This is a genomic window from Streptomyces sp. NPDC007164, from assembly GCF_040634135.1.
GTDB lineage: Bacteria > Actinomycetota > Actinomycetes > Streptomycetales > Streptomycetaceae > Streptomyces > Streptomyces sanglieri.
On record NZ_JBEYFB010000010.1, the window covers coordinates 54,228 to 77,588 of the forward strand.

Consider the following 23,361-nt stretch of genomic DNA (forward strand, 5'->3'; position numbering starts at 1 on the left):
GAGCCGCCGGTCGGCCCGAGCGCCCTGAGCCATCTGAGCCGCCGGTCGGCCGGTCCGGCCTCAGACGGTTGCCCCGAGGCGGGTGACCAGGTGGTGCCAGGCTTCCTCCAGGTGCTCCGGGGGCATGCCGCGCTCGGTGGTGAGGTGGTGGACGAGGGCGGTGTCGATGGAGGCCAGCAGGGTGTGGGCGAGCAGCTCCGGATCGCCGGGCACCTTCGCCTGCCGCAGCAGCATCGCGAGGTGGTTGAGGCGCAGGCGCAGCGCCGGGACGGCGTAGTTGCGCAGCGGGTCGGTCCGGCTGGCCAGGATCAGCGGGTGCTGATCGCGTTCGTGGCGCAGCACGGCGGGCCCGAAGGCGTGCAGCCGTTCCGCCGCGGGGGCGTCCGGGCCCAGCGGCGGCGGGCCGGAGAGGAAGGCGGCCTGGAGCTGCTTCTCCCGGTGGTCCAGGAGCGCGAGCAGAAGTCCGGCCCGGTCGCCGAACCGCCGGAAGACAGTGCCCTTGCCCACCCCCGCCGCGGCGGCCACCGACTCCATGGTCAGGTCCGCCGCCCCGCACCCGGTCAGCAGCCGGGAAGCGGCGTCGAGCAGGAGCGTGCGGTTGCGTGCCGCGTCGGCCCGCAACTGCGGGGGCTCATCGATCGGGGCGAGCGGGAGAGTCGTTCGCGCATCCCCTGGTTCGGGCAGCGGTTCGGACAGCCTCGGCGTCGGAGGGATATCGGGGCCGGTCATGGTCTCAGCGTAGCGCCCGGAAAGGGTAAGTGGACCGTGGTCCGTTTAGGTGGTACAACTTTAAACGGACCACGGTCCGTTTGATTCGATCCGTGCGGCGCCATGGGTGCGTTTGCTCGGTGCGCCTGTTGTACCTGCCTCTCCGCCTCCCCGGGAGTTCCTCATGTCTGTACGCATCCTCGCGCTCGTCGGCAGCCTCCGCGCCGGTTCGCACAACCGTCAGCTCGCCGAAGCCGCCGCCAAGCACGCCCCCTCGGGCGTCGAGATCGAGCTGTTCGAGGGCCTGGCCGAGGTGCCCTTCTACAACGAGGACATCGACGTCGAGGGAAGCGTCCCGGCCGCTGCCGCCCGGCTGCGTGAGGTGGCGGGGAAGACCGACGCGTTCCTGCTCTTCTCGCCCGAGTACAACGGCACCATGCCGGCCGTCCTGAAGAACGCCATCGACTGGCTGTCCCGCCCGCACGGCGTCGGCGCCATCTCCGGCAAGCCGGTCGCCGTGGTCGGCACCGCCTACGGCCAGTACGGCGGCGTCTGGGCGCAGGACGACGCCCGCAAGTCCGTCGGCATCGCGGGCGCCGTGGTCCTGGAGGACGCCAAGCTGTCCATCCCCGGCTCCGTGACGCGGTTCGCCGACACCCACCCGGCCGACGACGCCGAGGTCGTCACCGCGCTCACCGAGGTGCTCGGCAAGGTGCACTCGGCCGCCTCCGTGGCTGCCTGATCTTCCGCGCCGTGCGCGCGGCTGCGAGGTGGGCGAGTACGCCACGTCGCAGCCGCGCGCCGCTGTTTTCGTGTGCTTTCGTGCGGGTCACGGCAGCGGTGCGCGGCCTCCGGGCACCGGGCCGGGACACCGGGGTGCCGGGGCACCGAGAGGCCGGGGCACCGGGAGAACGACCCTGTCGGGTGCCTGATGGCCGCGCAGCCGGTCGGCCGCTTCCCCGCCCCTGCCCCGCCCCTGCCGAACGTCAGGACGCCGTCGACCATGGGGCGGACCCGGCCCGCCGCCACGCGGGCGGGACCTCGGCGGCGAGACCGGCGATCACCCGCCCCGGCCGGCTGACCCGCCGCCTCAGCTGGCTGACCCGCGCCGCCCCGTCGCCGGACGGCGGCCCCGCGGTACGGAACGGACCCCGGGTCAGGGCCACACCAGGCAGTACGCCTGATGTCCCGCGTCGTGCAGCCGGTGCGAGAAGTCCTGCCACTCGTGCAGGAGCTGGTAGACGTTGAACGCGTCGCGCGGGCCGCCGCGGTCCGGGACCGTGGACCAGATGAACGCCGCGGCGCCCACCGACTCCTCGCCGACGCCGCGCAGCGGGTCGACGACCGTCATCGGAAGCTTGACCACCGCGTAGTCGGGGTGCAGCACCACCAGTTCGAGCGGCGGGACCTTGTGCAGCGGTATGCCCTGTATTCCGGTGAGGACCATCGCCGCCACCGTCTCGGGCTTGATCTTGGTGAACATGCCGCCCATGCCCAGCTCGTCACCGCCGAGCTCCTCGGGGCGCATCGAAATGGGCACGCGTGCCGCGGTGGCCCCGTCGGGGGCACCGAAGTACTTGTAGGTCACCCCCACCCGGCCACCACTCCTGCTTCCGGCTTCGCCACCCTGTGCCCCACCGGCCCGTATGCCCTGCGCGCGCTCCGCCTCACGCCGGTGCCGACCCCGCCGGGCAGGCTCGGGCCCCAGATCGTCGGTCCCTTCGCCCACTCCGCCACCGCGATGCATATCTCATCCACCCGACTACTACTTAGGAGACACAGCCCCCGCCGCGCAACCCGATCATCGTGTCAGTGACCTCCCCCACGGACGTGCGGTGAAACACCTGTCCGCAAGACCGTCCGTGGCTCTGACACCATGGCTTGTGTGAGCTTTCCCTATGACGCCCCAGTTTCGCAGACGCTTTTCGACCGCGCGTCCCTCGTGACGCCCGGCGGCGTGAACTCTCCCGTACGTGCCTTCCGGGCCGTGGGCGGTACGCCCCGCTTCATGGTGTCCGGCAGCGGTCCGTACCTCACCGACGCCGACGGCCGTGAGTACGTCGACCTCGTGTGCTCGTGGGGGCCGATGATCCTCGGCCACTCCCACCCGGAGGTCATCGCCGCAGTCCAGGAGGCCGTCGCCCGCGGCACCTCGTTCGGTACGCCCGGTGAGGGCGAGGTCGCGCTCGCCGAGGAGATCGTGGCACGGATCGAGCCCGTGGAGCAGGTGCGACTCGTGTCGTCCGGCACCGAGGCGACCATGTCCGCGATCCGCCTCGCCCGCGGATTCACCGGCCGGGCCAAGGTGGTGAAGTTCGCCGGCTGCTACCACGGCCACGTCGACGCGCTGCTCGCCGCCGCCGGTTCCGGGGTCGCGACCTTCGGCCTCCCGGACACCCCGGGGGTCACCGGTGCGCAGGCCGGCGACACGATCGTGCTGCCGTACAACGATCTGGCCGCCGTCCGCGAGGCGTTCGCCGCGCACCCCGGCGAGATCGCCTGTGTGATCACCGAGGCGTCGCCGGGCAACATGGGCGTCGTGCCGCCGCTGGACGGTTTCAACGCCGGGCTCAAGGAGCTCTGCGCGGCCAACGGCGCGCTCTACATCTCCGACGAGGTCATGACCGGATTCCGTACGTCGAAGGCCGGCTGGTACGGCGTCGACGGGGTACGGCCCGACCTGATGACCTTCGGCAAGGTCATGGGCGGCGGCTTCCCGGCCGCGGCGTTCGGCGGGCGCGCGGACGTGATGGCGCACCTCGCCCCGGCCGGTCCCGTCTACCAGGCGGGCACCCTGTCCGGGAACCCCGTCGCCACCGCCGCCGGTCTCGCCCAGCTGCGACTGCTCGACGACGCGGCGTACGCCAAGGTGGACGCGGTCTCCGCGGAGATCCGGGGCCTGGTCAGTGAGGCGCTGGCCAAGGAGGGCGTGGCGCACACCGTGCAGGCGGCGAGCAACATGTTCTCCGTCTTCTTCACCGACCGGCCGGTGCGGAACTACGAGGACGCGAAGCAGCAGGAAGCTTTCCGCTTCACCGCTTTCTTCCACTCGCTGTTGTCGCAGGGCGTCTACCTGCCGCCGTCGGCCTTCGAGTCCTGGTTCGTCTCCACCGCCCACGACACACAGGCCGTCGAGCGCATCGCCGCCGCCCTGCCCGCCGCCGCCCGCGCCGCCTCGGAGGCCACCGCATGAGCGAGAACGGAAGCCGCAAGGACGAGGAAAGCCGCAAGGACGAGGGAAGCCGCAAGGACATCACCGTCGTCCATCTGATGCGGCACGGCGAGGTGCACAACCCGGAGGGCGTGCTCTACGGGCGCCGCCCCGGCTACCACCTCTCCGAGCTCGGCCGGCAGATGGCCGACCGGGTCGCCGAACACCTGGCCGGCCGCGACATCACCCATGTCGTCGCCTCGCCGCTGGAGCGCGCCCAGGAGACGGCCACGCCGATCGCCAAGACGCACGGCCTGGACCTGGCCACCGACGGTCGGCTCATCGAGGCGGCCAACGTCTTCGAGGGCAAGACCTTCGGCGTCGGCGACGGCGCGCTGCGCAAGCCGGACAACTGGAAACACCTGACGAACCCGTTCCGCCCGTCGTGGGGCGAGCCGTACATCGAGCAGGTCGTACGGATGATGGGCGCGCTGGACGCGGCGCGCGACGCGGCGCGCGGCCACGAGGCGGTGTGCGTCAGCCACCAGCTGCCGATCTGGATCGTGCGCAGCTTCGTCGAGCGGCGGCGGCTCTGGCACGACCCGCGCAAGCGGCAGTGCACCCTCGCCTCGCTGACCAGCTTCACGTACCAGGGCGACAAGATCGTGTCGGTCGGGTACTCGGAGCCGGCCCGGGACCTGGTGCCGGTGCATCTGCGGGCCGGGGCGAAGCCGGTGAAGGGGAAGTCGAAGGCGTTCGGCGCGTAGCCGGCCCACCGGGCCGGCGGGGGCGGGGTGCGGGGGCCCCGGTGCCCGATCCCTCGTCCCTGGTCCCAGTTGCCGGGTGCCGGTTTGTCTTTGGTTGCTGTTTTGTCCTCAATCGCCGGACGGGCTTGATTTTTCGCCCGTCCGGCGATTGGTCGCCCCCCGCGATTGGTCGCCCCCCTCCGCGATTGGTCGTCCGCCCTCCGGCGATTGATGTCTTCGGCGGCGGTTGAGCGCCGCTCCCGCCCCGCCCCACCTGCTAGGTCATGTGTTCGGTCATGGTCTGGGTCTGGTCTCGCAAAGAATCATGTGCTAATTCGCGGAACCCCCGTGTTGATTCCATCATCTAAGCCTTCGCCAGTTTGTATGGACTTAAGGCAAAACGACCGCAGATGGGGTAATCATGCGCGACATCAGCCGAAGGGGTCTGCTCGGAGCCGGGCTGGGGGCCGCTGCCGCGATCGGTGTGGCGGGCTGCGGCGCCTTCGGCTCTTCCGATTCGGGCCGGTCGGGGAACACGGGGGAGAAGGGGGCCGACGAGGCCACCCGGGGGACCGGGCCCGCGAAGAAGGACGTCAGGGAGATCGGGGACGGTTCCACCGCGGACACCGGAAAGCAGCCGCACCAGCCCGCCAAGCCGGTGCCGCTCGAACCCGGGCAGACGCCGCCGCAGTTCGTGATCTTCTCCTGGGACGGTGCCGGCGAGGTCGGCAACGGACTCTTCCCGCGCTTTCTGGAACTCGCCAAGGATCATGACGCGGCGATGACCTTCTTCCTGTCCGGGCTCTATCTGCTGCCCGAGTCGAAGAAGTCCATGTACCGCCCGCCCAACAACCCCGTCGGAGCCTCTGACATCGGATATCTCACCGACGATCACATCAAGGAGACGCTGAAGAACGTCCGTCAGGCCTGGCTCGACGGACACGAGATCGGCACCCACTTCAACGGGCATTTCTGCAGCGGTTCCGGATCGGTCGCCAACTGGTCGTCCGCGCAGTGGCGCAACGAAATCGATCAGGCGGTCTCATTCGTCACCGAATGGCGCACGAACACCGGCTGGACCGACCTCGATCCGCTGCCTTTCGACTACCGCAAGGAACTGATCGGCGGCCGCGCCCCCTGCCTGCTCGGCCAGGAGAATCTGCTGCCCACGGCGAGCAAGCTCGGCTGGCGCTACGACGCCAGCTCGCCCGGCGGCACCCAGGTCTGGCCCAAGAAGCGGGAGGGTGTCTGGGACCTGCCGCTCCAGGCGATGCCCTTCCCCGGCCACACCTTCGAGGTTCTCTCGATGGACTACAACATCCTCGCCAACCAGTCGCTGAATTCGACCAAGGGCATGCCCTCGCGCTATCCCGAATGGCGAAAGCAGGCAACCGGGTCGTATCTCGCCGGTTTCAACCGCGCGTACTCGTCGAATCGCGCGCCCTTCTACATCGGAAACCACTTCGAGGAGTGGAACGGCGGCATCTACATGGACGCCGTCGAGGAAGTGCTCAAGAAAATCGCGGGGAAGCCGGATGTGCGCCTCGTCTCCTTCCGGCAGTTCGTCGACTGGCTCGATGTCCAGACTCCGGCCGTGCTCGACAAGCTCCGCACACTGCAGGTCGGTCAGTCGCCCGAAGGCGGCTGGAACACCTTCTTTAAACAAGCCTGACAACGGGCTTTACGGGCACCGAGGGGGGTGCCCGAGATCGCCGGAACCGCCATGCGAAACTTTTCACATGAGCTATGGCCGCGCACCTCGACGCCGCTTCACCCTGCTCGCCGCCCCCGTTGCGGCCGCCGCCCTCGCCCTCACGCTGACCGCGTGCGGCGGGGACGGCAACAAGGCCGGCGGAGGTGGCAATACGAACTTCGTCACGGGCAGTGGCGGGATCTCGACCGCGGACAAGGGTGACCGCAAGGCCGCCCCGAAGCTGGACGGCGAGACCCTCGACGGCAAGCAGCTCGACGTCGCCGACTACAAGGGCAAGGTCGTCGTGCTGAACATGTGGGGCTCGTGGTGCGGGCCCTGCCGTCTTGAGGCCCAGTACTTCTCCCGGGTGGCGAAGGAGACGAAGGACAAGGGCGTCCAGTTCATCGGGATCAACACCCGGGACCCCAAGAAGGGCCCCGCGATCAGCTTCGAGAAGGACTACGGGGTTCCCTACCCGAGCCTCTACGACCCGACCGGCAAGCTCATGCTCCGCTTCCCCAAGGGCACGCTGCGTCCGCAGGCCATTCCGTCGACCGTGGTCCTGGACCGGGACGGCAAGATCGCCGCCCGCTCCCTGGTCGCGCTCGACTCCGACAAGCTGCACCAGATGATCGACCCGCTGATGGCGGAGAAGTGATCAAGTGATCGCCCTCGCCCTCGTCGGCCAGAACGAGACCGTGACGAACGGGGCCCTGGTGGTCGCCCTGCCACTCTCCGTACTCGCCGGACTCGTCTCGTTCTTCTCGCCATGCGTCCTGCCGCTCGTCCCCGGCTACCTCAGTTACGTCACCGGGGTCAGCGGCACGGACCTGGCGCAGGCCAAGCGAGGGCGGATGGTCGCGGGCGCCTCGCTCTTCGTGCTCGGCTTCACCGCCGTGTTCGTCTCCGGCGGCGCGCTCTTCGGCTTCTTCGGCCAGACCCTCCTGGACAACAGCGGGATACTCACCAAGGTCCTCGGCGCGCTGATGATCCTCATGGGGATCTTCTTCATGGGCCTGATGCCCTGGATGACCCAGCGTGAGTTCCGTATCCACAAGAGGCCGGTGACCGGCCTGGCGGGCGCGCCCGTGCTGGGCGCCCTCTTCGGGATCGGCTGGACCCCGTGCCTGGGCCCGACGCTCAGTTCGGTGAGCATCCTCGCGATGGACCAGGGCACCGCCGGGCGCGGGGCGATACTGACCGTCGCGTACTGCCTCGGCCTCGGCGTCCCCTTCGTGCTCGCCGCCGTCGCCTTCCGCAAGGCGCTCGGCGCGTTCGGCTGGGTCAAGCGCCACTACGCGTGGGTCATGCGCATCGGCGGCGTCATGATGATCGCGACCGGTCTTCTCCTGCTGACCGGTGTGTGGGGCACGATGATGCAGCAATTGCAGGTCTGGTCCAACGGCTTCACGGTGGGGATCTGAGTTCCATGAGCAACACCAAGTCCACCCCCCCCGCGGCGGAGCGGGAGGCCCGGGACGAGCGGGAGAAGGAGAACGCCCGCGAGCTGGGCGCGGCCGGCTCCCGGCTCTCCACCGCCCCGAGCGAGGAGAGCTCGGCGGGGCTCCCGGCGATGGGCGTCATCGGCTGGATCCGCTGGTTCTGGCGGCAGCTCACCTCGATGCGGGTCGCGCTGATCCTGCTCTTCCTGCTGTCGCTCGGCGCCATCCCCGGCTCGCTGATCCCGCAGAACAGCGTGGACGAGATGAAGGTGGAGACCTTCAAGAACGCCCACACCACCGTCTCGCCGATCTACGAGAAGCTCCAGTTCTTCGACGTCTACAGCTCGGTGTGGTTCTCCGCGATCTACATCCTGCTGTTCGTCTCGCTCATCGGCTGCATCGTGCCGCGCACCGGTCAGTTCGTCGGCCAGCTGCGCAGCCGGCCGCCGGGCGCCCCCAAGCGCCTGACCAGGCTGCCCGCGTACACCACCTGGCGCACCGGGGCCGAGCCCGAGCAGGTCCGCGCGGCCGCGCTCACGATGATGCGGGGGCGGCGCTACCGCGCGCACACCGCGGGCGACGCGGTCGCCGCGGAGAAGGGCTATCTGCGCGAGGCCGGGAACCTGGTCTTCCACATCGCCCTGATCGTGATGCTGGTGGCGTTCGCCTTCGGACAGCTCTTCAAGTCCGAGGGCGGCAAGCTGGTCGTCGAGGGCGACGGCTTCTCCAACACGCTCACCCAGTACGACGACTTCAAGTCCGGTTCGCTCTTCGACGACGACTCGCTCGCCCCGTTCAGCTTCAAGCTCGACAAGTTCACCGGCACGTACGAGCGCAGCGGCCCCCAGAGAGGTACGCCCAGGACCTACGAGGCCCATGTGACGTACGAGAAGGGCGCGTACGGCAAGCCGCAGAAGTCCGTCATCAGGGTCAACGAGCCCCTGGTCGTCGACGGCACCAAGGTCTATCTCAACGCGCACGGCTACGCGCCGGTCGTCTCGGTCAAGGACGGCAGGGGCAAGGAGGTCTACCGGAGTCCGGTGCCGCTGCTGCCCATCGACAACAACGTCACCTCGACCGGTGCGATCAAGGTCTTCGACGGCTACCGCGACAAGGACGGCAAGAAGACCCAGCTGGGCTTCCAGGCGTTCTTCGTGCCGACCTTCGCGGGCAACGGCAAGGGCACGATGTTCTCGCAGTTCCCGGCCGCCGACATGCCCGTACTGGCCCTCAACGGCTTCCACGGCTACCTCGGCCCCGACTCCGGGCTGGCGCAGAACGTGTACCAGCTGGACAAGTCCAAGATGACGGAGTTCAAGGACGCCAACGGCAAGCAGCTCAAGCAGCGGCTGCTGGTCGGCGAGACGATGAAGCTGCCCGACGGCGCGGGCTCCATCACCTTCGAGGGCATCCAGGAGTGGGCCAGCTTCCAGATCACCGAGCAGCCGGCCAGCGGCTGGGCGCTGACCGGGGCCGTCGCCGCGATCTTCGGACTCGCGGGCTCGCTGTTCATCCAGCGGCGCCGGGTCTGGGTGCGGGCGGTGCGCGGCGCGGACGGCGTCACGGTCGTCGAAATGGCGGGTCTCGGCCGCAGCGAGTCCGCGAAGCTTCCCGAGGAGCTGGCCGATCTCGCGGTCGCGCTCATCGAATCGGCGCCCCCCGAGGCCGACGCCGGACCTGGCGCCGGAACCGACGCCGAGCCCGATTCATCCCCCGAACCCGATTCCGACTCCGATTCCGACTCCGTCGAAGAATCCTCCGTAGAACCTGCCGAAGGGGCTGAGAAGTGAATCTCGCCGCCGCAACCAACGAGAACCTGGCGCACACCAGCAATGTGCTGATCTATTCGTCGATGGCCGTCTACACCCTGGCCTTCTTCGCCCACATCGCTGAATGGGTGTTCGGCAGCCGCAGCAAGGTCGGCCGCACCGCCGCCGCGCTGACCGGGGCCGGGGCCGAGGGCGCGGGCGCCGCCGACTCGGTGAAGGTGCAGGTCGCGCAGCAGGGCGGCGGCACCGCCGTGCTGGACCGCCCGAAGATCATCACGCGCACGGCGGCCGGTACCCGCGACGTGCCGGACGGGCCCGGCGCGGCCGGTGGCACGTTCAAGGGCGACCTCTACGGGCGGATGGCGGTCTCCATGACCGTGCTCGCCTTCCTCGTCGAGGCCGGCGGGGTCATCGCCCGCGCACTGTCCGTGCAGCGTGCCCCCTGGGGCAACATGTACGAGTTCTCCATCACCTTCTCCACGGTGGCGGTCGGCGCGTACCTGGTCCTCCTCGCGCTGAAGAAGAACGTCCGCTGGATGGGGCTGCTCCTGGTCACCACCGTCCTGCTGGACCTCGGCATCGCGACCACCTGGCTCTACACCGACAGCGACCAGCTGGTGCCCGCGCTGCACTCGTACTGGCTGTGGATCCACGTCTCCACCGCCATCATCTGCGGCGCCGTGTTCTTCCTCGGCGGCGTCGGCACGCTGATGTACCTCTTCCGAGACAGCTACGAGAACAAGATCGCCGGCGGGGGAGAGCCGGGCGGGTTCGCGCAGTCCGTGCTTTCCCGGCTGCCCTCGGCCGCCTCGCTCGACAAGTTCTCGTACCGCATCAACGCCGCCGTCTTCCCGCTGTGGACATTCACGATCATCGCGGGCGCCATCTGGGCGGGCGACGCCTGGGGCCGCTACTGGGGCTGGGACCCCAAGGAGGTCTGGTCCTTCATCACCTGGGTCGCGTACGCCTGCTACCTGCACGCCCGTGCCACCGCCGGCTGGAAGGGCCGCAAGGCCGCCTACCTCGCGCTGATCGCCTTCGGCTGCTGGATCTTCAACTACTACGGCGTGAACATCTTCGTCACCGGCAAGCACTCCTACGCCGGCGTCTGACCGTTCCCCCGTACGGGTGCGGATCCCGCACCACAGGGCCACGCTGGAACCATGACCGATGCGACCGACGCCATCGAGCCAGGAACCGGCGAGACCCACGGTGACCTGCACATTCTGAGGTTCACGCTACGGCTGCCCCACCCCGTGCCACGGGTGTGGGCAGCCGTTGCCAGTTCCGGGGGGCTGCGCGGCTGGCTGGCCGCCGCCGACCCCTTCGAGCCGCGCATCGGCGGGGCGATCACGCTGCGCTGGCTCAACACCGACGAGGACGGGCAGGCCACGGTCGCCTCCGGCACCGTCACCGCCTGGGACGTCGAGCGGGTCGCCGAGTACACCCTCGAAGGGCTCCACGGCCGCATCCGCTTCCACCTGGAGCCACCGCGCGGCGACCATGTGCTGCTGAGGTTCACCAATGAGTTCCGGGGCGACGACGAGCTGCGCCTGGACTGCCTGGCCGGCTGGCACGACCACTTCCGCTACCTGGTGGACGCGCTCGACGGATACCCCGCCGACTGGTCGAAGTGGACCCCGCTGCGGTGGGCCGGGCTGCGCGAGCAGTACGCGGCGGCCGGGCGCTGACCGGTCACGGCGCCGAGGCCGGCGGCAGGCACTTCGGGTCCGGCGGCCCGCCCTCCGGCCAGGCGATCGCCACGAACCGCTGACCGGCGTCCTCGGGCGCCAGCTCCACCACCGGAACCGCCTTGTTGTACGGGTTTCCGTGATTGTCCAGGCAGATCCAGCCACCGGCCCCCGACACCTTCAGCGAACTCTTCACCCGTGGCCACTGCTCGCCCACGTCCGCGAGCTGCGGCAGCCGGCTGTCCTGCCCGGTCGCCTGCCGGACCGCGTGCACCGCCAGGGCCATCGCGTCGTGCGCGACGATGACCTGGCCGTCGGTCAGGGACTGGTGGTCCGTCGGGCCGATCGGGCCGGCCGGCGCCTTCGACACCGTGGCCAGCAGATCCAGGAAGTCCCGGTAGTCCGCCGCGGAACCGCCCGTCACCGGCTCGCCCTTCTTCCCGGCCGCCCAGGTGTCCGGATGCGCCAGCGAGGCGTAGCGGACGGTCACCTTCCGGCGCAGCGCGCTCCGGTCGAGCTTCTTGTCGCTGCCGAGGTACGAGCCCTCGTCGCCGGTCAGGACCGTGAACGCGCGGCTCTGGCAGCCACGGGCCCCGAGCGCGTTGATGAACTGCCGCAGCTGCACGTGGCGTCCGGCGAAGAACACCGTCTCCGCGTCCGTGTCGCAGATCAGGTGGGTGATCTGCTGGAAGGTGTTGGCCGTGGTGCCCTCGTCGTTGGGGTCGCCGCGCGAGGTGAACAGCTCCGGCTGGTACCGGGTGCCCTTCACCAGCTCGGTGAAGGCCGCCCGCAGGGTGTCCGTGTAGTGGTCCCCGGTACGGGTGTCCTGCACCAGCAGCGCCCTGTCCGCCTTGACCTGCCCGAAGTGGGCCAGGGCGCGCGCCTCGTCCCGGTTGGTCGGTGAGACCCGCGCCAGGCCGGGGAACGGATCGCCCTTCGGGCCGTTGGCGATGTCGTCGGCCGTGATCGTGGTGCCGACGACCGCGATGTGCGCGGCGGTCAGCTCCTTGACCGCCGACTTGACCTGGGTACTGCTGGTGGCGACCCCCGAGACGGCCCGCAGATGGTCCGGGGCCCCGGTCATCGTCTTCAGCCGGTCCACCGTCGGCCGCCACAGCAGGTTGTTCTTCCCGGTGTTGGCGAGCACCAGCCGGATCTTCGGCACCTGCTCGTTGGAGAGGTGGTTGGCCCGGTACTGCGCGGCGAACGCGCCCTGCAGCTCCCGCTGCATCTTGGTCTGCATCGCCCCGTCCGTCGACGTCAGCGGCAGCAGCAGCGCGACCGTCGCGTACCGGCCGGGCTTCAGGGTGTCGTTCTCCCGGGCGATGGCCGCGGCGACCCCGGTCAGCTTCGACCGCCCGAAGTCGTAACCGTCGCCGGAGACGCCGACGCACTCGTCGCTGCCCTGCGGCCGCTCGACGCCCTTCGCGCAGGAGCGGTCCTCGGGGGCGGTCAGCCGGCCGATGCCGTACCAGCCGGAGGTGACCACCAGGGCGCCGGCCACCACCGAGGTGACGACCTTCTGCCGGGTCGTGTACCAGAGGCGGTAGCGCAGTGGATTACGCATCCGGACCACCGTCCCCGCGCGGACGCCCGCCGCCGTCCGGGCCCGGCTCGCCCGGTGGCATGGACAGCGGACGCCAGGCCCTGATGTCCCGGGGCCAGTGCGTGGCCGCGTCCCACAGCACGCTGTTGCCGGTCGGATGCCTGCCGGACAGCTGTCGCAGTTCGTGCGCCATCTTGTCGATCACCTCTTCGTCCGGCAGGGCCAGCGGATCGGACAGCAGCCAGATGCCGTGCAGCAGCCGGCGCAGCAGCACATGGAGCTCCGCGGCCGCCGGTTCGAGCCCCCTGGGCGCCGCGTTGTCCACCCGGCCGAGTGCGACCGCGCGCCGCGGATCGGGGCCGGCGGACCCGCGGACGCGGGGGTACGGTGCCGAGGCGAGGAAGCGCAGCGATTCGAGCCACGCCCGTACGTCCGGCTCCTCGAACCGCAGCCGCAGATGCCCCACGCACGCCTCCGCGTCACCCAGCACCAGCTTCTGGTGCAGCAGATGCGGGACGCTCGGGCGGCGGCCGCCGGGCCCGTACGCCCCACGCAGCGAGACGTGCACCGCCTGCCACACCGCGTACGAGGGGTGGTCGCCGTCCTGGAACCGCAGCCGGTGCAGCAGCAACGCGCGCAGCAGCGGATCGGCGACGAAGTGGCCGGGCCCGACCGGCCAGTCGTCCGCCCGCAGCACGTCCCGCATCCGCAGCGCGACATCGCCGTCCGGCGAGCCCCGGCCCAGCCGGCTCTCCGCCAGCAGCCGCGCCGAGTCCTCGCCGTGCGCGGCGGCCAGCACGCTCAGGAACTCCAGCCGTTGCCCGGACCCCGGCAGCAACCGGGCCAGCAGCTCGTCGGCGACCTGGGCCGGCGCCCGGTCCTCGCGCACCTCCACCGTGCGGTCCAGCAGTGATCCCGGCACCAGCGAGGCGGGCTCCGGCGCCTCGCCCGCCGCCAGCGCCAGCAGCTCCACCGCCAGCGGACGCCCGCCCGTCAGCCGGTGCACACCACGGGCCAGCCCGGCCGGGATACGGCCCGCCCGGTCGTGCCGGTCGAACGCCGAGCGCACCTGCTCCGGGCCCAGCGGCGTCAGTTCCACGGCCAGGATCCCGGCGGTCACCCCCGTGCCCCTGGACCAGTGCGAGCCGTGCGCCACCTCGGGCAGCCGTACGCGCACCGCATGGCTCAGCCCCTCGTGGTCCCGGACCCGGGAGGAGGCGAACACCGCGATCCGGTCGAGCACCCCGGCGGCCCGCTGCCGCAGCAGCGGCTCCACCAGCTGCCGGCCCAGCGGGGTGTGCGCGTTGTCGACGAGCAGCACCGGCCGGCCCCGGCGGGCACCCCAGGCCAGGCCCCCGTACGCCGCGACCAGGTCCGCGGCCAGCGCGAGCACCAGATGGTCCTCGGCCCGGCGGCGCAGATCGCCGCCGCGCTCGAAGTCGACCGCCAGCTGCCGCAGCCCGATCCGGCCGTTGCCGCCCGCGTGCGGATAGCTTCCGTACCAGTCGGCCGAACGCCGCTGGAAGCGGTTGAACGATTCCTCCAGGACCGTTTCGACCGTGGCCTCCGCGACCATCCCGGCCATCGGGGCCACCGAGTCGAAGGCGCTGGCGGCCAGCTTCGTCAGCACCTTGGTGACCCAGCCGGTCGCCGCGTCCCCGCGGCCGTCCACGGTCGCCAGCATCGGGCCGAGCGACTGGAGATCGCGCCGCGCCCGGGTCTCGTCCTCGCGGGTCCAGGAGATGGAGGCGACCGCCACCAGCCCGAGGCTCAGCCGGGGGAACTGCACCGGACGGGCGGCCCGCACCCTCGCCGTGAGCTGGGTGGCGAGCTCCGGCAGCGCCCCGGTGACCGGGGTCCAGCCGGGCCCCGCGTCGTCGGGGGCCACGACGGCCTCGCAGTCGACCAGGGCGACCGGGGTGATCTCCCGGTAGAGGTGGCGCAGTTGCTTGAGGACGGCCGTCTTGCCCATGCCGCGGCCGCCGGTCAGCACGGCGACCGGCGGATCGTCGTGGTGCTCGTAGGTGGCCCGGGCGGAGCCGTACGGAGTGAGGCCGGTCAGGCGCGCGGCGAGTCCGTCGTCGTCGAAGATCGCCTCGCGTCCGTACAGCTCTCTCTCCACAGCACCCCCAGCGTCGACGCTCCATCCGATCTGTCACACCATCAACACGAGGATATCGCCCGGGTGTTGGGGAGTGGAGGGGATTTTCGAACGTTCCGGGGGAGGGTGCGGCCAAGGATCAGCCGGCGCCGATGTCCTCGTTCCAGAGGTCGGGGTGGTCGCGCACGAACTCCCGCATCAGCGCGACGCATTCGGCGTCGTCGAGCAGCACGATCTCCACCCCGTGCCGGGCCAGCCAGTCGTGCCCACCGCTGAACGTGCGCGCCTCGCCGATCACCACCCGCGAGATCCCGAACTGCCGCACGAGCCCGCTGCAGTACCAGCACGGGGAGAGCGTCGTCACCATCGTCGTACCCCGGTACGAGCGCTGCCGCCCGGCGGCGCGGAACGCGGCGGTCTCGGCGTGCAGCGACGGATCGCCGTCCTGGACGCGGCGATTGCGGCCACGGCCGAGCAGCGCCCCGTCCGCTCCGTAGAGGGCGGCGCCAATGGGAACGCCGCCCTCGGCGCGGCCCGTGCGGGCCTCGGCGAGGGCGGTGGCGAGCATGGTCGCGTCGTTCATTACGTACGTGGTCCGGGAGCTACTCGCCGGAGGGGCTCGGGCTGTCGCCGTTCTCGCGGCGCTTCAGCTCGTCCTCGCGGCGGCGCAGATCGGCTTCCCAGTCCTTGAGGAGCGACTCGTCCTTCTTGTTCTCGTCCTTCAGCGCGTTCAGGAACTCCGGATTGTCGTCCGGTGCCACCCACTGCGAGCGGTGGTTGCGGTGCCATTCGGACGGCGTACGGCCGCCGGCGGGCGCCTGGCGCATCTTGCCCGCGGCCAGCCAGACGATCGGGCCGACGATCCAGAACAACAGGATGATGAAGACCCAGGCGATCTTCGGCAGGTGCTTGGCCTCGTCCTCGGGGGTGTTCAGGCAGTCGATGAACGCGTAGATCGTCAGCGCCAGAGGCAGGAGATAGATCAGGGCCCGGAACATGATGGAAAGGTCCCCCTGCGGAGAGTTGGCGGGGCTTGTCCCGCCCCGGTTGGGGCCCAGAGTATCCGGTGGCTGTGACATATCACGGCGAGCGGGGTGAACCGGCCGCGGGACGCGGGAACGACCGGGCCGAGGACCGGCCGGGGTGGGGCCCTCGGGGTGATCGGCGACGGTGATGACAAACTGGACGGCATGGCTTACGACGATCTTCGTTCCCTCCTCCGGGCCCTGGAGCGCGAGGGCGAGCTCAAGCGCATCAAGGCCGAGGTCGACCCCTACCTGGAGGTCGGCGAGATCGTCGACCGGGTGAACAAGGCGGGCGGCCCCGCGCTGCTCTTCGAGAACGTCAAGGGGTCCTCGATGCCCCTGGCCATGAACGTCTTCGGGACCGACAAGCGGCTGCTCAAGGCGCTCGGGCTGAAGTCCTACGCCGATATCAGCGACAAGATCGGCGGGCTGCTCAAGCCGGAGCTGCCGCACGGCTTCGTCGGGGTGCGGGAGGCCTTCGGGAAGCTCGGCTCGATGGTGCACGTGCCGCCGAAGAAGGTGAAGCAGGAGAGCGCCCCGGTGCAGGAGGTCGTGCTCACCGGCGACGACGTGGACCTGGACCGGCTGCCCGCGCTCTTCACCTGGCCCGAGGACGGCGGCTCCTTCTTCAATCTGGGGCTCACCCACACCAAGCACCCGGAGACCGGCGTACGGAACCTGGGGCTGTACCGGCTCCAGCGCCACGACCGCCGCACCATCGGGATGCACTGGCAGATCCACAAGGACAGCCGCAACCACTACCAGGTCGCCGCCAAACGGGGCGAGCGGCTGCCGGTCGCCATCGCCTTCGGCGCGCCGCCGGCGGTGACGTACGCCTCCACCGCGCCGCTGCCGGGGGACATCGACGAGTACCTCTTCGCCGGGTTCATCCAGGGCAAGCGGATCGAGATGGTCGACTGCAAGACCGTGCCGCTCCAGGTCCCGGCCCAGGCCGAGGTTGTCATCGAGGGCTGGCTGGAGCCCGGGGAGATGCTTCCCGAGGGGCCGTTCGGCGACCACACCGGCTTCTACACGCCGCAGGAACCGTTCCCCGCGCTGACCATCGACTGCGTGACCATGCGGAAGCGTCCGCTGCTCCAGTCGATCGTGGTGGGCCGGCCGCCGACCGAGGACGGGCCGCTGGGGCGGGCCACCGAGCGGTTCTTCCTGCCGCTCCTCAAGATCATCGTGCCGGACATCGTGGACTACCACCTGCCCGAGGCGGGCGGCTTCCACAACTGTGCGATCGTCTCGATCGACAAGAAGTACCCGAAGCACGCCCAGAAGGTGATGAGCGCCGTCTGGGGCGCGCACATGATGTCGCTGACCAAGCTGATCGTGGTCGTGGACTCCGACTGCGATGTCCACGATCTGCACGAGGTGGCCTGGCGGGCGCTCGGCAACACGGACTACGCGCGGGACCTGACCGTCGCCGAGGGGCCGGTCGACCATCTCGACCACGCCTCCTACCAGCAGTTCTGGGGCGGCAAGGCGGGTATCGACGCGACGAGGAAGTGGCCCGAGGAGGGCTACACCCGGGACGGGGGCTGGCCGGAGATGGTCGAGTCCGACCCCGGGACGGCGGCGAAGGTCGACCGCCGGTGGAAGGAATACGGACTGTGAGCGCCGCCGAAGCAGCACTGGGCTCAGGGCCCGTACACCCGACCGGCAAGGTCAAGGCGTTCCTGCGGCTCGTGATGATCGAGCACTCGGTCTTCGCGCTGCCCTTCGCGTACATCGCCGCCCTGACCGCGATGTTCCGGGCGGACGGGGCCATCGACTGGGTCACGCTGCTGCTCGTCACCGTCGCGATGGTGGGGCTGCGGACCTTCGCGATGGCCTGCAACCGGATCATCGACCGGGAGATCGACGCCCGGAACCCGCGCACCGCGAGCCGGGAGCTGGTCACCGGGGCGGTCTCGGTGAAGTCGGCGTGGACGGGGGCGCTCGTCGCCGTCGTCGTCTTCCTCGGCGCGGCCGCGCTGCTGAACCCGCTCTGCCTGGCGCTCGCGCCGGTCGCCGTCGTGCCGATGGTGGTCTATCCGTACGGCAAGCGGTTCACCCACTACCCGCACGCCATCCTCGGTCTCGCGCAGGCCATAGGGCCGATCGGCGCCTGGCTGGCGGTGACCGGCAGCTGGTCGTGGGAGGCGGTGATCCTCGGCCTCGCGGTCGGGATCTGGATCGGTGGCTTCGACCTGATCTTCGGCTGCCAGGACGTCCAGGCGGACCGGGCGCACGGGGTGCGCTCGGTGCCGGCCCGGTTCGGCATTCCGGCCGCGCTGTGGGGCGCCCGGGTCTGCCACGCGGTGACGACCGGGCTGCTGGTCTGGTTCGGGCTGGCCACCGAGGCCGGGCTCTTCTACTGGATCGGCATGGCGATCGTCGCCGTCGCGTTCGTGTACGAGCACCAGGTGGTGCGGCCGCACGATCTGTCCCGGCTGAACCGGGCGTTCTTCTCGGTCAACGGGTTCATCGGGATCGCGCTCTTCGCCTGTGCGCTGCTGGATCTGCTGGTGCGGGGCCTGACGGTCTGAGCCGGTCCGGGCGTGTCCGGCGGTGTGTGTAACAGCGATGTCTTAGGGATGTACTAGGGGATGGCCGGGCGGAACGCGCTGCCCGGCCGGGTGCCTCTTGGTGATCAGGAACGCCCGTTCGTACGTATCTGTACTGAGTGGCCGTCACCGCCCACCGATCCTGAGGAAGCAATGATGCGCGTACGCAAGATCACCTTCGCAGCCCTGGCCGTCGCCGCAGGTCTCTCGCTCACGGCCTGTCAGAACGGCGAGGACGACCTGGGACAGACCGCTCCGCCGTCGTCCGCGTCCGGTGCGGCTTCCGCGAGCGGTGGTTCGGGTTCGGGTGGTGCGGACCAGGGCGGTGGGAAGGACTCCGACGGGAAGGGGTCGGGTGGGCAGGGCACGGCCGCCGGGACCGGTTCCAACGAGAACGGCAAGGTCGGCAAGTGCCGCACCGACGAGCTGGAGATCACGGCGTCGGACAGCACGGTCGGTGGTGACACCGAGGGGACCGTGGCGGTGGAGCTGAAGAACGGCGGGGGCCGGGACTGTCTGCTGTCCGGGTACGCGGGTGTCGACCTGAAGACGAGCGCGGGGTCGCTGTCGGCGGAGCGTACGGGTGAGAAGTCGACCCCGATGACTCTCAAGGACGGGAAGTCGGTGTACTTCGGCATCAGCTACCCGATGAACGAGTCGGGTGGTTCCGGTGTCCGTGTCACGGGGCTGGTGGTGACCCCGCCGGACGAGACGAAGTCGGTCACCCTCGACTGGCCGGGCGCCGCCACGCTGCCCGCCACGGACGGCTCCGGCTCCCCGGTCAAGGTCGGCCCGATGGGCAGCGCCGGCCAGGGCGAGGGCTGAGCCGGACACACGGGCTCCGTCCGCGCTCTACGGTATGAGCGGCCGGGCGGACGTCACCGTGCTCGGGCCGCGCGCGGGGCGGCGGAAGACGAACGCCGCCGCCACACCCGCCGCCAGCCCGAAGAGGTGCCCCTGCCAGCTGACCGAGGTGTTGGCGGGGGAGATTCCCACCAGGATCGACGAGCCCCATATCGCGCCGATCAGCAGTCCGGCGCCGATGTCGAGCATCCTGCGGTCCACGAAGCCCCGGACGAGCAGATAGCCGAACAGGCCGAAGACCAGCCCGGACGCGCCCGCCGTGTTGGAGCCGCTCGGCGAGACCAGCCAGACGCCGAGCCCGTCGACCACGATGATCATCGCGGCCACGGCGGCGAATCTGCGGACGCCGCTGAGCGCGGCGAGGAACCCGAAGACCAGCAGCGGCACGCTGTTGGAGGCGACATGGCCGAAGCCGAAGTGGATGAAGGACGCGGGCACGACGTCCAGCAGCTCGGCGGCCCGACGGGGCTCGATCCCGAAGCCGTCCAGCGAGTGACCGGTCGAGACGTCGACGATTTCCAGCAGCCAGAGGAAGGCCACCCAGCCCAGCATCAGCTTGGCCGCGGTCCTCGCGCGCCCGCCCGCACCCCACGCCGGTGCGGACCGGTCCGGCATCACGGCCATCGTGCCCCCTGGTGTCCCCTGATGTTCCCTGTCGCCCCTGCTCCCGACCCTGGAACGACCGGGGCACCTTACTCGGTTCCGGTTTCGTGCCGCCGGATAGGCTCGGGTATGTGGATTCCGGGACTTCAGTAAGTCAGCACCAGCGACAGCCTTGGATTGTCGGGGTTTCAGGCGCTTCGGGCACCCCATTCGCCGCCGCCGTGCTGCGTGGTCTGCTGGCCGCGGGGGAGAGTGTCGATCTGGTGGTGAGCCGGGCCTCGCGGCTGACCCTGCTGGACGAGACCGGGATCGCGTTCCGTGACGCGCACTGGCGGGAGGATCTGCGCGGCTGGCTGGCGCGCGGGGCGGACGGGAAGCCGCACACCTTCGACGTGGACGTCGAGGACGTACGGCACTGGGCGGCCGGTGATCTCGCGGCGGGACCGTCCTCGGGTTCGTACCCGGCGAAGGGGATGCTGATCGTCCCGGCCTCGACGGCCTGTGTGGCCGGAGTGGCGCTCGGGCTCTCGAAGGATCTGCTCCAGCGGGCCGCGAGCGTGACACTCAAGGAGCGGCGGAAGCTGGTTGTCGCGGTGCGGGAGACTCCGCTGAACGGTCAGACGCTGAAGCATCTGGTGAGCCTGGACGAGGCGGGCGCCGTGGTGCTGCCCGCCTCTCCGGCGTTCTACGCGGGGGCGACGCACATCCAGGATCTGGTGGACTTCGTCGCCGGGCGGGTACTGGACGCGGCAGGTGTGCCGCACGACCTGTACCGCCGGTGGGAGGGAGAGCTCGGTGGCGGCTCCCGCGACTCCCGTGGCTGAGTCTTTGGTCAGCGCTTCTTCATGGCACGCGGCTTACGGGTCCGGTCGACCCGGTGCGCGGCGGCGGGCTGGTGGGCACGCGAGCGGTTGGCCAGGTCCTGCAGCTCGCGCATCCGGGCGTAGGCCATCTCGATCGTGTACACGGTGTTTTCACTCCTGAAGATTCGAAAGCATTTTTTGGATGTTCTGAAAGATTTGCAGGCGGTGGAGCCTGCATGCCTTAGATTCTACACATAGACTCGCGATACTGCTGAACAATGGAAGGTTTCAGTCACATGGACGCGGTGGACAGGCAGCTCATCCAGGCCCTCAGAGAGAACGGCAGGGCCTCGTACGCCGAGCTGGGACGGCTCGTCGGGCTCTCCGGGCCCAGCGTCACCGACCGCATCAACCGGCTGGAAACCGCCGGTGTCATCACCGGCTACCGCGCCACCGTCGACGCCGCCTCCCTCGGGCTCGGGGTCACGGCCCTGATCGGCATCTCGCTCTCCGACGCGGCCGACCACGAGGACGTGGCGCGCCGGCTGAAGGACCTCGCGGAGATCGAGGACGCCTGGTTCATCGCGGGCGACGACTCGTACATGCTCAAGGTGCGCGTCGGTGACGTGGACGGTCTGGAGAAGACCATCCGCCGGCTCAGCGGCACGCGGGGCGTCTCGCGCACCCGGACGACGATCGTGCTCTCCACCAAGTGGGAGAACCGGGTCGGGGAACTTCCCGAGGAGTCGTAGGCGTAACGTGGTGGAGCCCCCGGGGGACCGGGGGTTTCACCCGGTATCAACCGTCCGGGAAACGCACAGCACTTCGACAACTGGGAGGCAGCCGCATGGACGTCGGGCTCAAGCGCGAGCTGGAGGAGAAGGTCCGCGCAGGAGAGCGGCTGACCCGTGAGGACGGCATCGCCCTCTACGAGTCGGACGACCTGGCCTGGCTCGGCGGTCTCGCCCACGAGGTGCGGACGCAGCTGAACGGCGACGTCGTGCACTTCAACGTCAACCGGCACCTCAACATGACGAACGTGTGCACCGCGTCGTGTGCGTACTGCTCCTTCCAGCGCAAGCCGGGCGAGAAGGACGCGTACACCATGCGCATCGAGGAGGCCGTCCGCCTCGCGAAGGCGATGGAGGGCGAGAGCCTCACCGAGCTGCACATCGTCAACGGGCTGCACCCCACCCTGCCGTGGCGTTACTACCCGCGCTCGCTGAGCGCGCTGAAGGAAGCCCTGCCGCAGGTCTCCCTCAAGGCGTTCACCGCCACCGAGATCCACCACTTCGAGACCATCTCCGGGCTCTCCGCCTCCGAGATCCTGGACGAGCTGATCGAGGCCGGCCTGGAGTCGCTGACCGGCGGCGGTGCGGAGATCTTCGACTGGGAGGTCCGTCAGCACATCGTGGACCACGCCACCCACTGGGAGGACTGGTCGCGGATCCACCGTCTGGCGCACGAGAAGGGGCTCAAGACCCCGGCGACCATGCTGTACGGGCACATCGAGGAGCCCCGGCACCGCGTCGACCACGTGCTGCGGCTGCGTGAGCTCCAGGACGAGACCGGCGGCTTCCAGGTCTTCATCCCGCTGCGCTACCAGCACGACTTCGTGGACATGAAGGACGGCAAGGTCCGCAACAAGCTCCAGGCGCGCACGACGATGGCGACCGGCGCCGAGGCGCTGAAGACCTTCGCGGTCTCCCGGCTGCTCTTCGACAACGTTCCGCACGTCAAGGTCTTCTGGGTGATGCACGGGGTGCAGACCGCCCAGCTCGCGCTGCAGCACGGTGCGGACGACATGGACGGCTCGGTCGTCGAGTACAAGATCACGCACGACGCGGACAACTACGGCACGCCGAACAAGCTCGGCCGCGAGGACCTGCTGGACCTGATCCGCGACGCGGGCTTCCGCCCCGTCGAGCGCAACACCCGGTACGAAATCATCCGCGAGTACCCGGGACCGGACGCCGGGCGACGCGAGTCGCCGCAGCCGATGCGCGTCTGACCCGCGAGCCTCCAGCAGTCCAGATGTACGGGAGCCCCGGCCGCCGGCCGGGGCTTTCTCGCGTTCTGGACATGGTTTGAGCGAGGGACCTGTAATGGTTAGTCTGCGCTTATGGCACTTACATTCGAGCTGGATCCCGAGGTCGACGGCGCGCTGCGGGACGGCATCACCGAGCTGTGGACCGATGTCTCCAACGCGGGCGGCGCGGTCGGCTTCGTACCGCCGGTCACGGCCGACGACATCCGGCCCGAGCTGGACAAGCATCTGGGGGCCATGGCCGAGGGGTGCACCCGTCTGCTGATCGGCCGCGACGAGGACGGTGCCGTCGCCGCCACGGTCTTCCTCGCCCTCAACACCCACCGGCTGATGCGCCACTGGCTCTGGCTCTACACGGTGATGGTCCACCCGCGTCATCAGGGCAAGGGCTACGGGCGCGATCTGATGGACGCCGCGGAGCGGGCGGCCCGCGGGACGGACGGGATCGAGGCCGTCCGGCTCACCTGCCGCGGCGGCACCGGTGTCGACCGGTTCTACGCCTCCTGTGGATACAAGGAGGTCGGGCGGGTGCCGGACGCGATCCGGGTGGCCGACGGGGACGACCGCGACGACATCATCATGCTGCTGCCGCTCGGGCTCTGAAGGGCCGCGCACCC

At 70.0% G+C, this 23,361-nt stretch carries 24 protein-coding genes; 16 read left to right on the forward strand and 8 right to left on the reverse strand.

Annotation, left to right across the window (positions count from 1 at the left end; translation table 11 throughout):
• Positions 1-60: 60 nt before the first annotated feature.
• Complete coding sequence (locus ABZ622_RS15870; protein WP_360543395.1) at positions 61-729, reverse strand: TetR/AcrR family transcriptional regulator; 669 nt, start codon at positions 727-729, stop codon at positions 61-63.
• Between the two features lie 163 nt (positions 730-892).
• Between ABZ622_RS15870 and ABZ622_RS15875 the strand changes: the two genes are divergently transcribed.
• Positions 893-1,450, forward strand: a complete 558-nt coding sequence (locus tag ABZ622_RS15875) for an NAD(P)H-dependent oxidoreductase (RefSeq protein ID WP_360543397.1) — start codon at positions 893-895, stop codon at positions 1,448-1,450.
• A gap of 414 nt (positions 1,451-1,864) precedes the next feature.
• On the opposite strand, the gene ABZ622_RS15880 is transcribed toward ABZ622_RS15875, so the two are convergent.
• Positions 1,865-2,455 carry a hypothetical protein gene (locus tag ABZ622_RS15880; protein WP_360543399.1) on the reverse strand — a complete coding sequence of 197 codons (591 nt, stop codon included), beginning with the start codon at positions 2,453-2,455 and terminating at the stop codon, positions 1,865-1,867.
• Positions 2,456-2,593: 138 nt separating this feature from the next.
• Here ABZ622_RS15880 and hemL point away from each other — a divergent pair, with 138 nt between their 5' ends.
• The 8 genes from hemL to ABZ622_RS15920 all read left to right on the forward strand — a co-directional run bounded on the left by hemL (position 2,594) and on the right by ABZ622_RS15920 (position 11,200).
• Complete coding sequence (gene hemL, locus ABZ622_RS15885) at positions 2,594-3,901, forward strand: glutamate-1-semialdehyde 2,1-aminomutase (RefSeq protein WP_360543401.1); 1,308 nt, start codon at positions 2,594-2,596, stop codon at positions 3,899-3,901.
• Entirely contained in the window at positions 3,898-4,626 is a 729-nt protein-coding gene (locus ABZ622_RS15890; RefSeq protein WP_360543403.1) for a histidine phosphatase family protein, read from the forward strand. The genes hemL and ABZ622_RS15890 overlap by 4 nt, the downstream gene beginning before the upstream one ends.
• A 400-nt stretch (positions 4,627-5,026) precedes the next feature.
• Positions 5,027-6,277, forward strand: a complete 1,251-nt coding sequence (locus tag ABZ622_RS15895) for a hypothetical protein (RefSeq protein ID WP_360543405.1) — start codon at positions 5,027-5,029, stop codon at positions 6,275-6,277.
• Between the two features lie 67 nt (positions 6,278-6,344).
• Entirely contained in the window at positions 6,345-6,956 is a 612-nt protein-coding gene (locus tag ABZ622_RS15900) for a TlpA disulfide reductase family protein (RefSeq protein WP_360543407.1), read from the forward strand.
• Between the two features lie 4 nt (positions 6,957-6,960).
• Entirely contained in the window at positions 6,961-7,722 is a 762-nt protein-coding gene (locus tag ABZ622_RS15905) for a cytochrome c biogenesis protein CcdA (protein ID WP_360543409.1), read from the forward strand.
• A gap of 5 nt (positions 7,723-7,727) precedes the next feature.
• Positions 7,728-9,530: a cytochrome c biogenesis protein ResB gene (locus ABZ622_RS15910; protein WP_360543411.1), complete on the forward strand. Its 1,803-nt coding sequence runs from the start codon at positions 7,728-7,730 to the stop codon at positions 9,528-9,530.
• On the forward strand, positions 9,527-10,621 hold the full coding sequence (gene ccsB / locus ABZ622_RS15915; RefSeq protein ID WP_360543413.1) for a c-type cytochrome biogenesis protein CcsB: 1,095 nt from the start codon (positions 9,527-9,529) through the stop codon (positions 10,619-10,621). Before ABZ622_RS15910 ends, ccsB begins: the two co-directional genes overlap by 4 nt.
• A 51-nt stretch (positions 10,622-10,672) precedes the next feature.
• Entirely contained in the window at positions 10,673-11,200 is a 528-nt protein-coding gene (locus ABZ622_RS15920; RefSeq protein ID WP_360543415.1) for an SRPBCC domain-containing protein, read from the forward strand.
• Between the two features lie 4 nt (positions 11,201-11,204).
• Here the strand turns inward: ABZ622_RS15920 and ABZ622_RS15925 are convergent, their stop codons facing one another.
• The 4 genes from ABZ622_RS15925 to ABZ622_RS15940 form a co-directional block, all read right to left on the reverse strand.
• Positions 11,205-12,767, reverse strand: a complete 1,563-nt coding sequence (locus ABZ622_RS15925; protein ID WP_360543417.1) for a hypothetical protein — start codon at positions 12,765-12,767, stop codon at positions 11,205-11,207.
• Positions 12,760-14,868, reverse strand: coding sequence for a hypothetical protein (locus ABZ622_RS15930; RefSeq protein WP_360543419.1), 2,109 nt, complete (start codon positions 14,866-14,868; stop codon positions 12,760-12,762). Before ABZ622_RS15930 ends, ABZ622_RS15925 begins: the two co-directional genes overlap by 8 nt.
• Before the next feature lie 118 nt (positions 14,869-14,986).
• Positions 14,987-15,430, reverse strand: coding sequence for a nucleoside deaminase (locus ABZ622_RS15935; RefSeq protein WP_360543421.1), 444 nt, complete (start codon positions 15,428-15,430; stop codon positions 14,987-14,989).
• Positions 15,431-15,449: 19 nt separating this feature from the next.
• Positions 15,450-15,845, reverse strand: a complete 396-nt coding sequence (locus ABZ622_RS15940) for a PLD nuclease N-terminal domain-containing protein (RefSeq protein WP_360543423.1) — start codon at positions 15,843-15,845, stop codon at positions 15,450-15,452.
• 192 nt (positions 15,846-16,037) lie between these two features.
• Between ABZ622_RS15940 and ABZ622_RS15945 the strand changes: the two genes are divergently transcribed.
• From ABZ622_RS15945 to ABZ622_RS15955, 3 genes are all read left to right on the forward strand, one after another.
• The gene (locus tag ABZ622_RS15945; protein ID WP_360543425.1) at positions 16,038-17,495 is read left to right on the forward strand and encodes a menaquinone biosynthesis decarboxylase; all 1,458 of its coding nucleotides are present in this window, start codon (positions 16,038-16,040) and stop codon (positions 17,493-17,495) included.
• Positions 17,492-18,409: a menaquinone biosynthesis prenyltransferase MqnP gene (mqnP, locus tag ABZ622_RS15950; protein WP_360543427.1), complete on the forward strand. Its 918-nt coding sequence runs from the start codon at positions 17,492-17,494 to the stop codon at positions 18,407-18,409. The genes ABZ622_RS15945 and mqnP overlap by 4 nt, the downstream gene beginning before the upstream one ends.
• Positions 18,410-18,583: 174 nt before the next feature.
• Positions 18,584-19,252 carry a DUF4232 domain-containing protein gene (locus ABZ622_RS15955; protein ID WP_360543636.1) on the forward strand — a complete coding sequence of 223 codons (669 nt, stop codon included), beginning with the start codon at positions 18,584-18,586 and terminating at the stop codon, positions 19,250-19,252.
• 27 nt (positions 19,253-19,279) lie between these two features.
• On the opposite strand, the gene ABZ622_RS15960 is transcribed toward ABZ622_RS15955, so the two are convergent.
• On the reverse strand, positions 19,280-19,906 hold the full coding sequence (locus tag ABZ622_RS15960; protein WP_360543429.1) for a rhomboid family intramembrane serine protease: 627 nt from the start codon (positions 19,904-19,906) through the stop codon (positions 19,280-19,282).
• Between the two features lie 119 nt (positions 19,907-20,025).
• Between ABZ622_RS15960 and ABZ622_RS15965 the strand changes: the two genes are divergently transcribed.
• Positions 20,026-20,718, forward strand: coding sequence for a UbiX family flavin prenyltransferase (locus ABZ622_RS15965; protein WP_360543431.1), 693 nt, complete (start codon positions 20,026-20,028; stop codon positions 20,716-20,718).
• Between the two features lie 8 nt (positions 20,719-20,726).
• On the opposite strand, the gene ABZ622_RS15970 is transcribed toward ABZ622_RS15965, so the two are convergent.
• A complete protein-coding gene (locus ABZ622_RS15970; RefSeq protein WP_256260259.1) occupies positions 20,727-20,861 on the reverse strand; it encodes a hypothetical protein in 135 nt (44 codons plus the stop codon).
• A gap of 132 nt (positions 20,862-20,993) precedes the next feature.
• On the opposite strand from ABZ622_RS15970, the gene ABZ622_RS15975 reads away from it, so the two are divergent.
• From ABZ622_RS15975 to ABZ622_RS15985, 3 genes are all read left to right on the forward strand, one after another.
• Positions 20,994-21,449, forward strand: coding sequence for an Lrp/AsnC family transcriptional regulator (locus tag ABZ622_RS15975; RefSeq protein ID WP_093540069.1), 456 nt, complete (start codon positions 20,994-20,996; stop codon positions 21,447-21,449).
• 95 nt (positions 21,450-21,544) lie between these two features.
• Positions 21,545-22,708: an aminofutalosine synthase MqnE gene (mqnE, locus tag ABZ622_RS15980; protein WP_360543433.1), complete on the forward strand. Its 1,164-nt coding sequence runs from the start codon at positions 21,545-21,547 to the stop codon at positions 22,706-22,708.
• A gap of 111 nt (positions 22,709-22,819) precedes the next feature.
• A complete protein-coding gene (locus tag ABZ622_RS15985; protein WP_360543435.1) occupies positions 22,820-23,347 on the forward strand; it encodes a GNAT family N-acetyltransferase in 528 nt (175 codons plus the stop codon).
• Positions 23,348-23,361: the final 14 nt, after the last annotated feature.

Excerpts from the sequence above, each read along its gene's own strand:
- ABZ622_RS15870 (WP_360543395.1), bottom strand. The coding sequence starts at position 729 with ATGACCGGCCCCGATATCCCTCCGACGCCGAGGCTGTCCGAACCGCTG.
- ABZ622_RS15875 (WP_360543397.1), top strand. The coding sequence starts at position 893 with ATGTCTGTACGCATCCTCGCGCTCGTCGGCAGCCTCCGCGCCGGTTCG.
- ABZ622_RS15880 (WP_360543399.1), bottom strand. The coding sequence starts at position 2,455 with ATGCATCGCGGTGGCGGAGTGGGCGAAGGGACCGACGATCTGGGGCCC.
- ABZ622_RS15890 (WP_360543403.1), top strand. The coding sequence starts at position 3,898 with ATGAGCGAGAACGGAAGCCGCAAGGACGAGGAAAGCCGCAAGGACGAG.
- ABZ622_RS15895 (WP_360543405.1), top strand. The coding sequence starts at position 5,027 with ATGCGCGACATCAGCCGAAGGGGTCTGCTCGGAGCCGGGCTGGGGGCC.
- ABZ622_RS15900 (WP_360543407.1), top strand. The coding sequence starts at position 6,345 with ATGAGCTATGGCCGCGCACCTCGACGCCGCTTCACCCTGCTCGCCGCC.
- ABZ622_RS15910 (WP_360543411.1), top strand. The coding sequence starts at position 7,728 with ATGAGCAACACCAAGTCCACCCCCCCCGCGGCGGAGCGGGAGGCCCGG.
- ABZ622_RS15920 (WP_360543415.1), top strand. The coding sequence starts at position 10,673 with ATGACCGATGCGACCGACGCCATCGAGCCAGGAACCGGCGAGACCCAC.
- ABZ622_RS15925 (WP_360543417.1), bottom strand. The coding sequence starts at position 12,767 with ATGCGTAATCCACTGCGCTACCGCCTCTGGTACACGACCCGGCAGAAG.
- ABZ622_RS15935 (WP_360543421.1), bottom strand. The coding sequence starts at position 15,430 with ATGAACGACGCGACCATGCTCGCCACCGCCCTCGCCGAGGCCCGCACG.
- ABZ622_RS15940 (WP_360543423.1), bottom strand. The coding sequence starts at position 15,845 with ATGTTCCGGGCCCTGATCTATCTCCTGCCTCTGGCGCTGACGATCTAC.
- ABZ622_RS15945 (WP_360543425.1), top strand. The coding sequence starts at position 16,038 with ATGGCTTACGACGATCTTCGTTCCCTCCTCCGGGCCCTGGAGCGCGAG.
- ABZ622_RS15955 (WP_360543636.1), top strand. The coding sequence starts at position 18,584 with ATGCGCGTACGCAAGATCACCTTCGCAGCCCTGGCCGTCGCCGCAGGT.
- ABZ622_RS15960 (WP_360543429.1), bottom strand. The coding sequence starts at position 19,906 with ATGCCGGACCGGTCCGCACCGGCGTGGGGTGCGGGCGGGCGCGCGAGG.
- ABZ622_RS15975 (WP_093540069.1), top strand. The coding sequence starts at position 20,994 with ATGGACGCGGTGGACAGGCAGCTCATCCAGGCCCTCAGAGAGAACGGC.
- mqnE (WP_360543433.1), top strand. The coding sequence starts at position 21,545 with ATGGACGTCGGGCTCAAGCGCGAGCTGGAGGAGAAGGTCCGCGCAGGA.
- ABZ622_RS15985 (WP_360543435.1), top strand. The coding sequence starts at position 22,820 with ATGGCACTTACATTCGAGCTGGATCCCGAGGTCGACGGCGCGCTGCGG.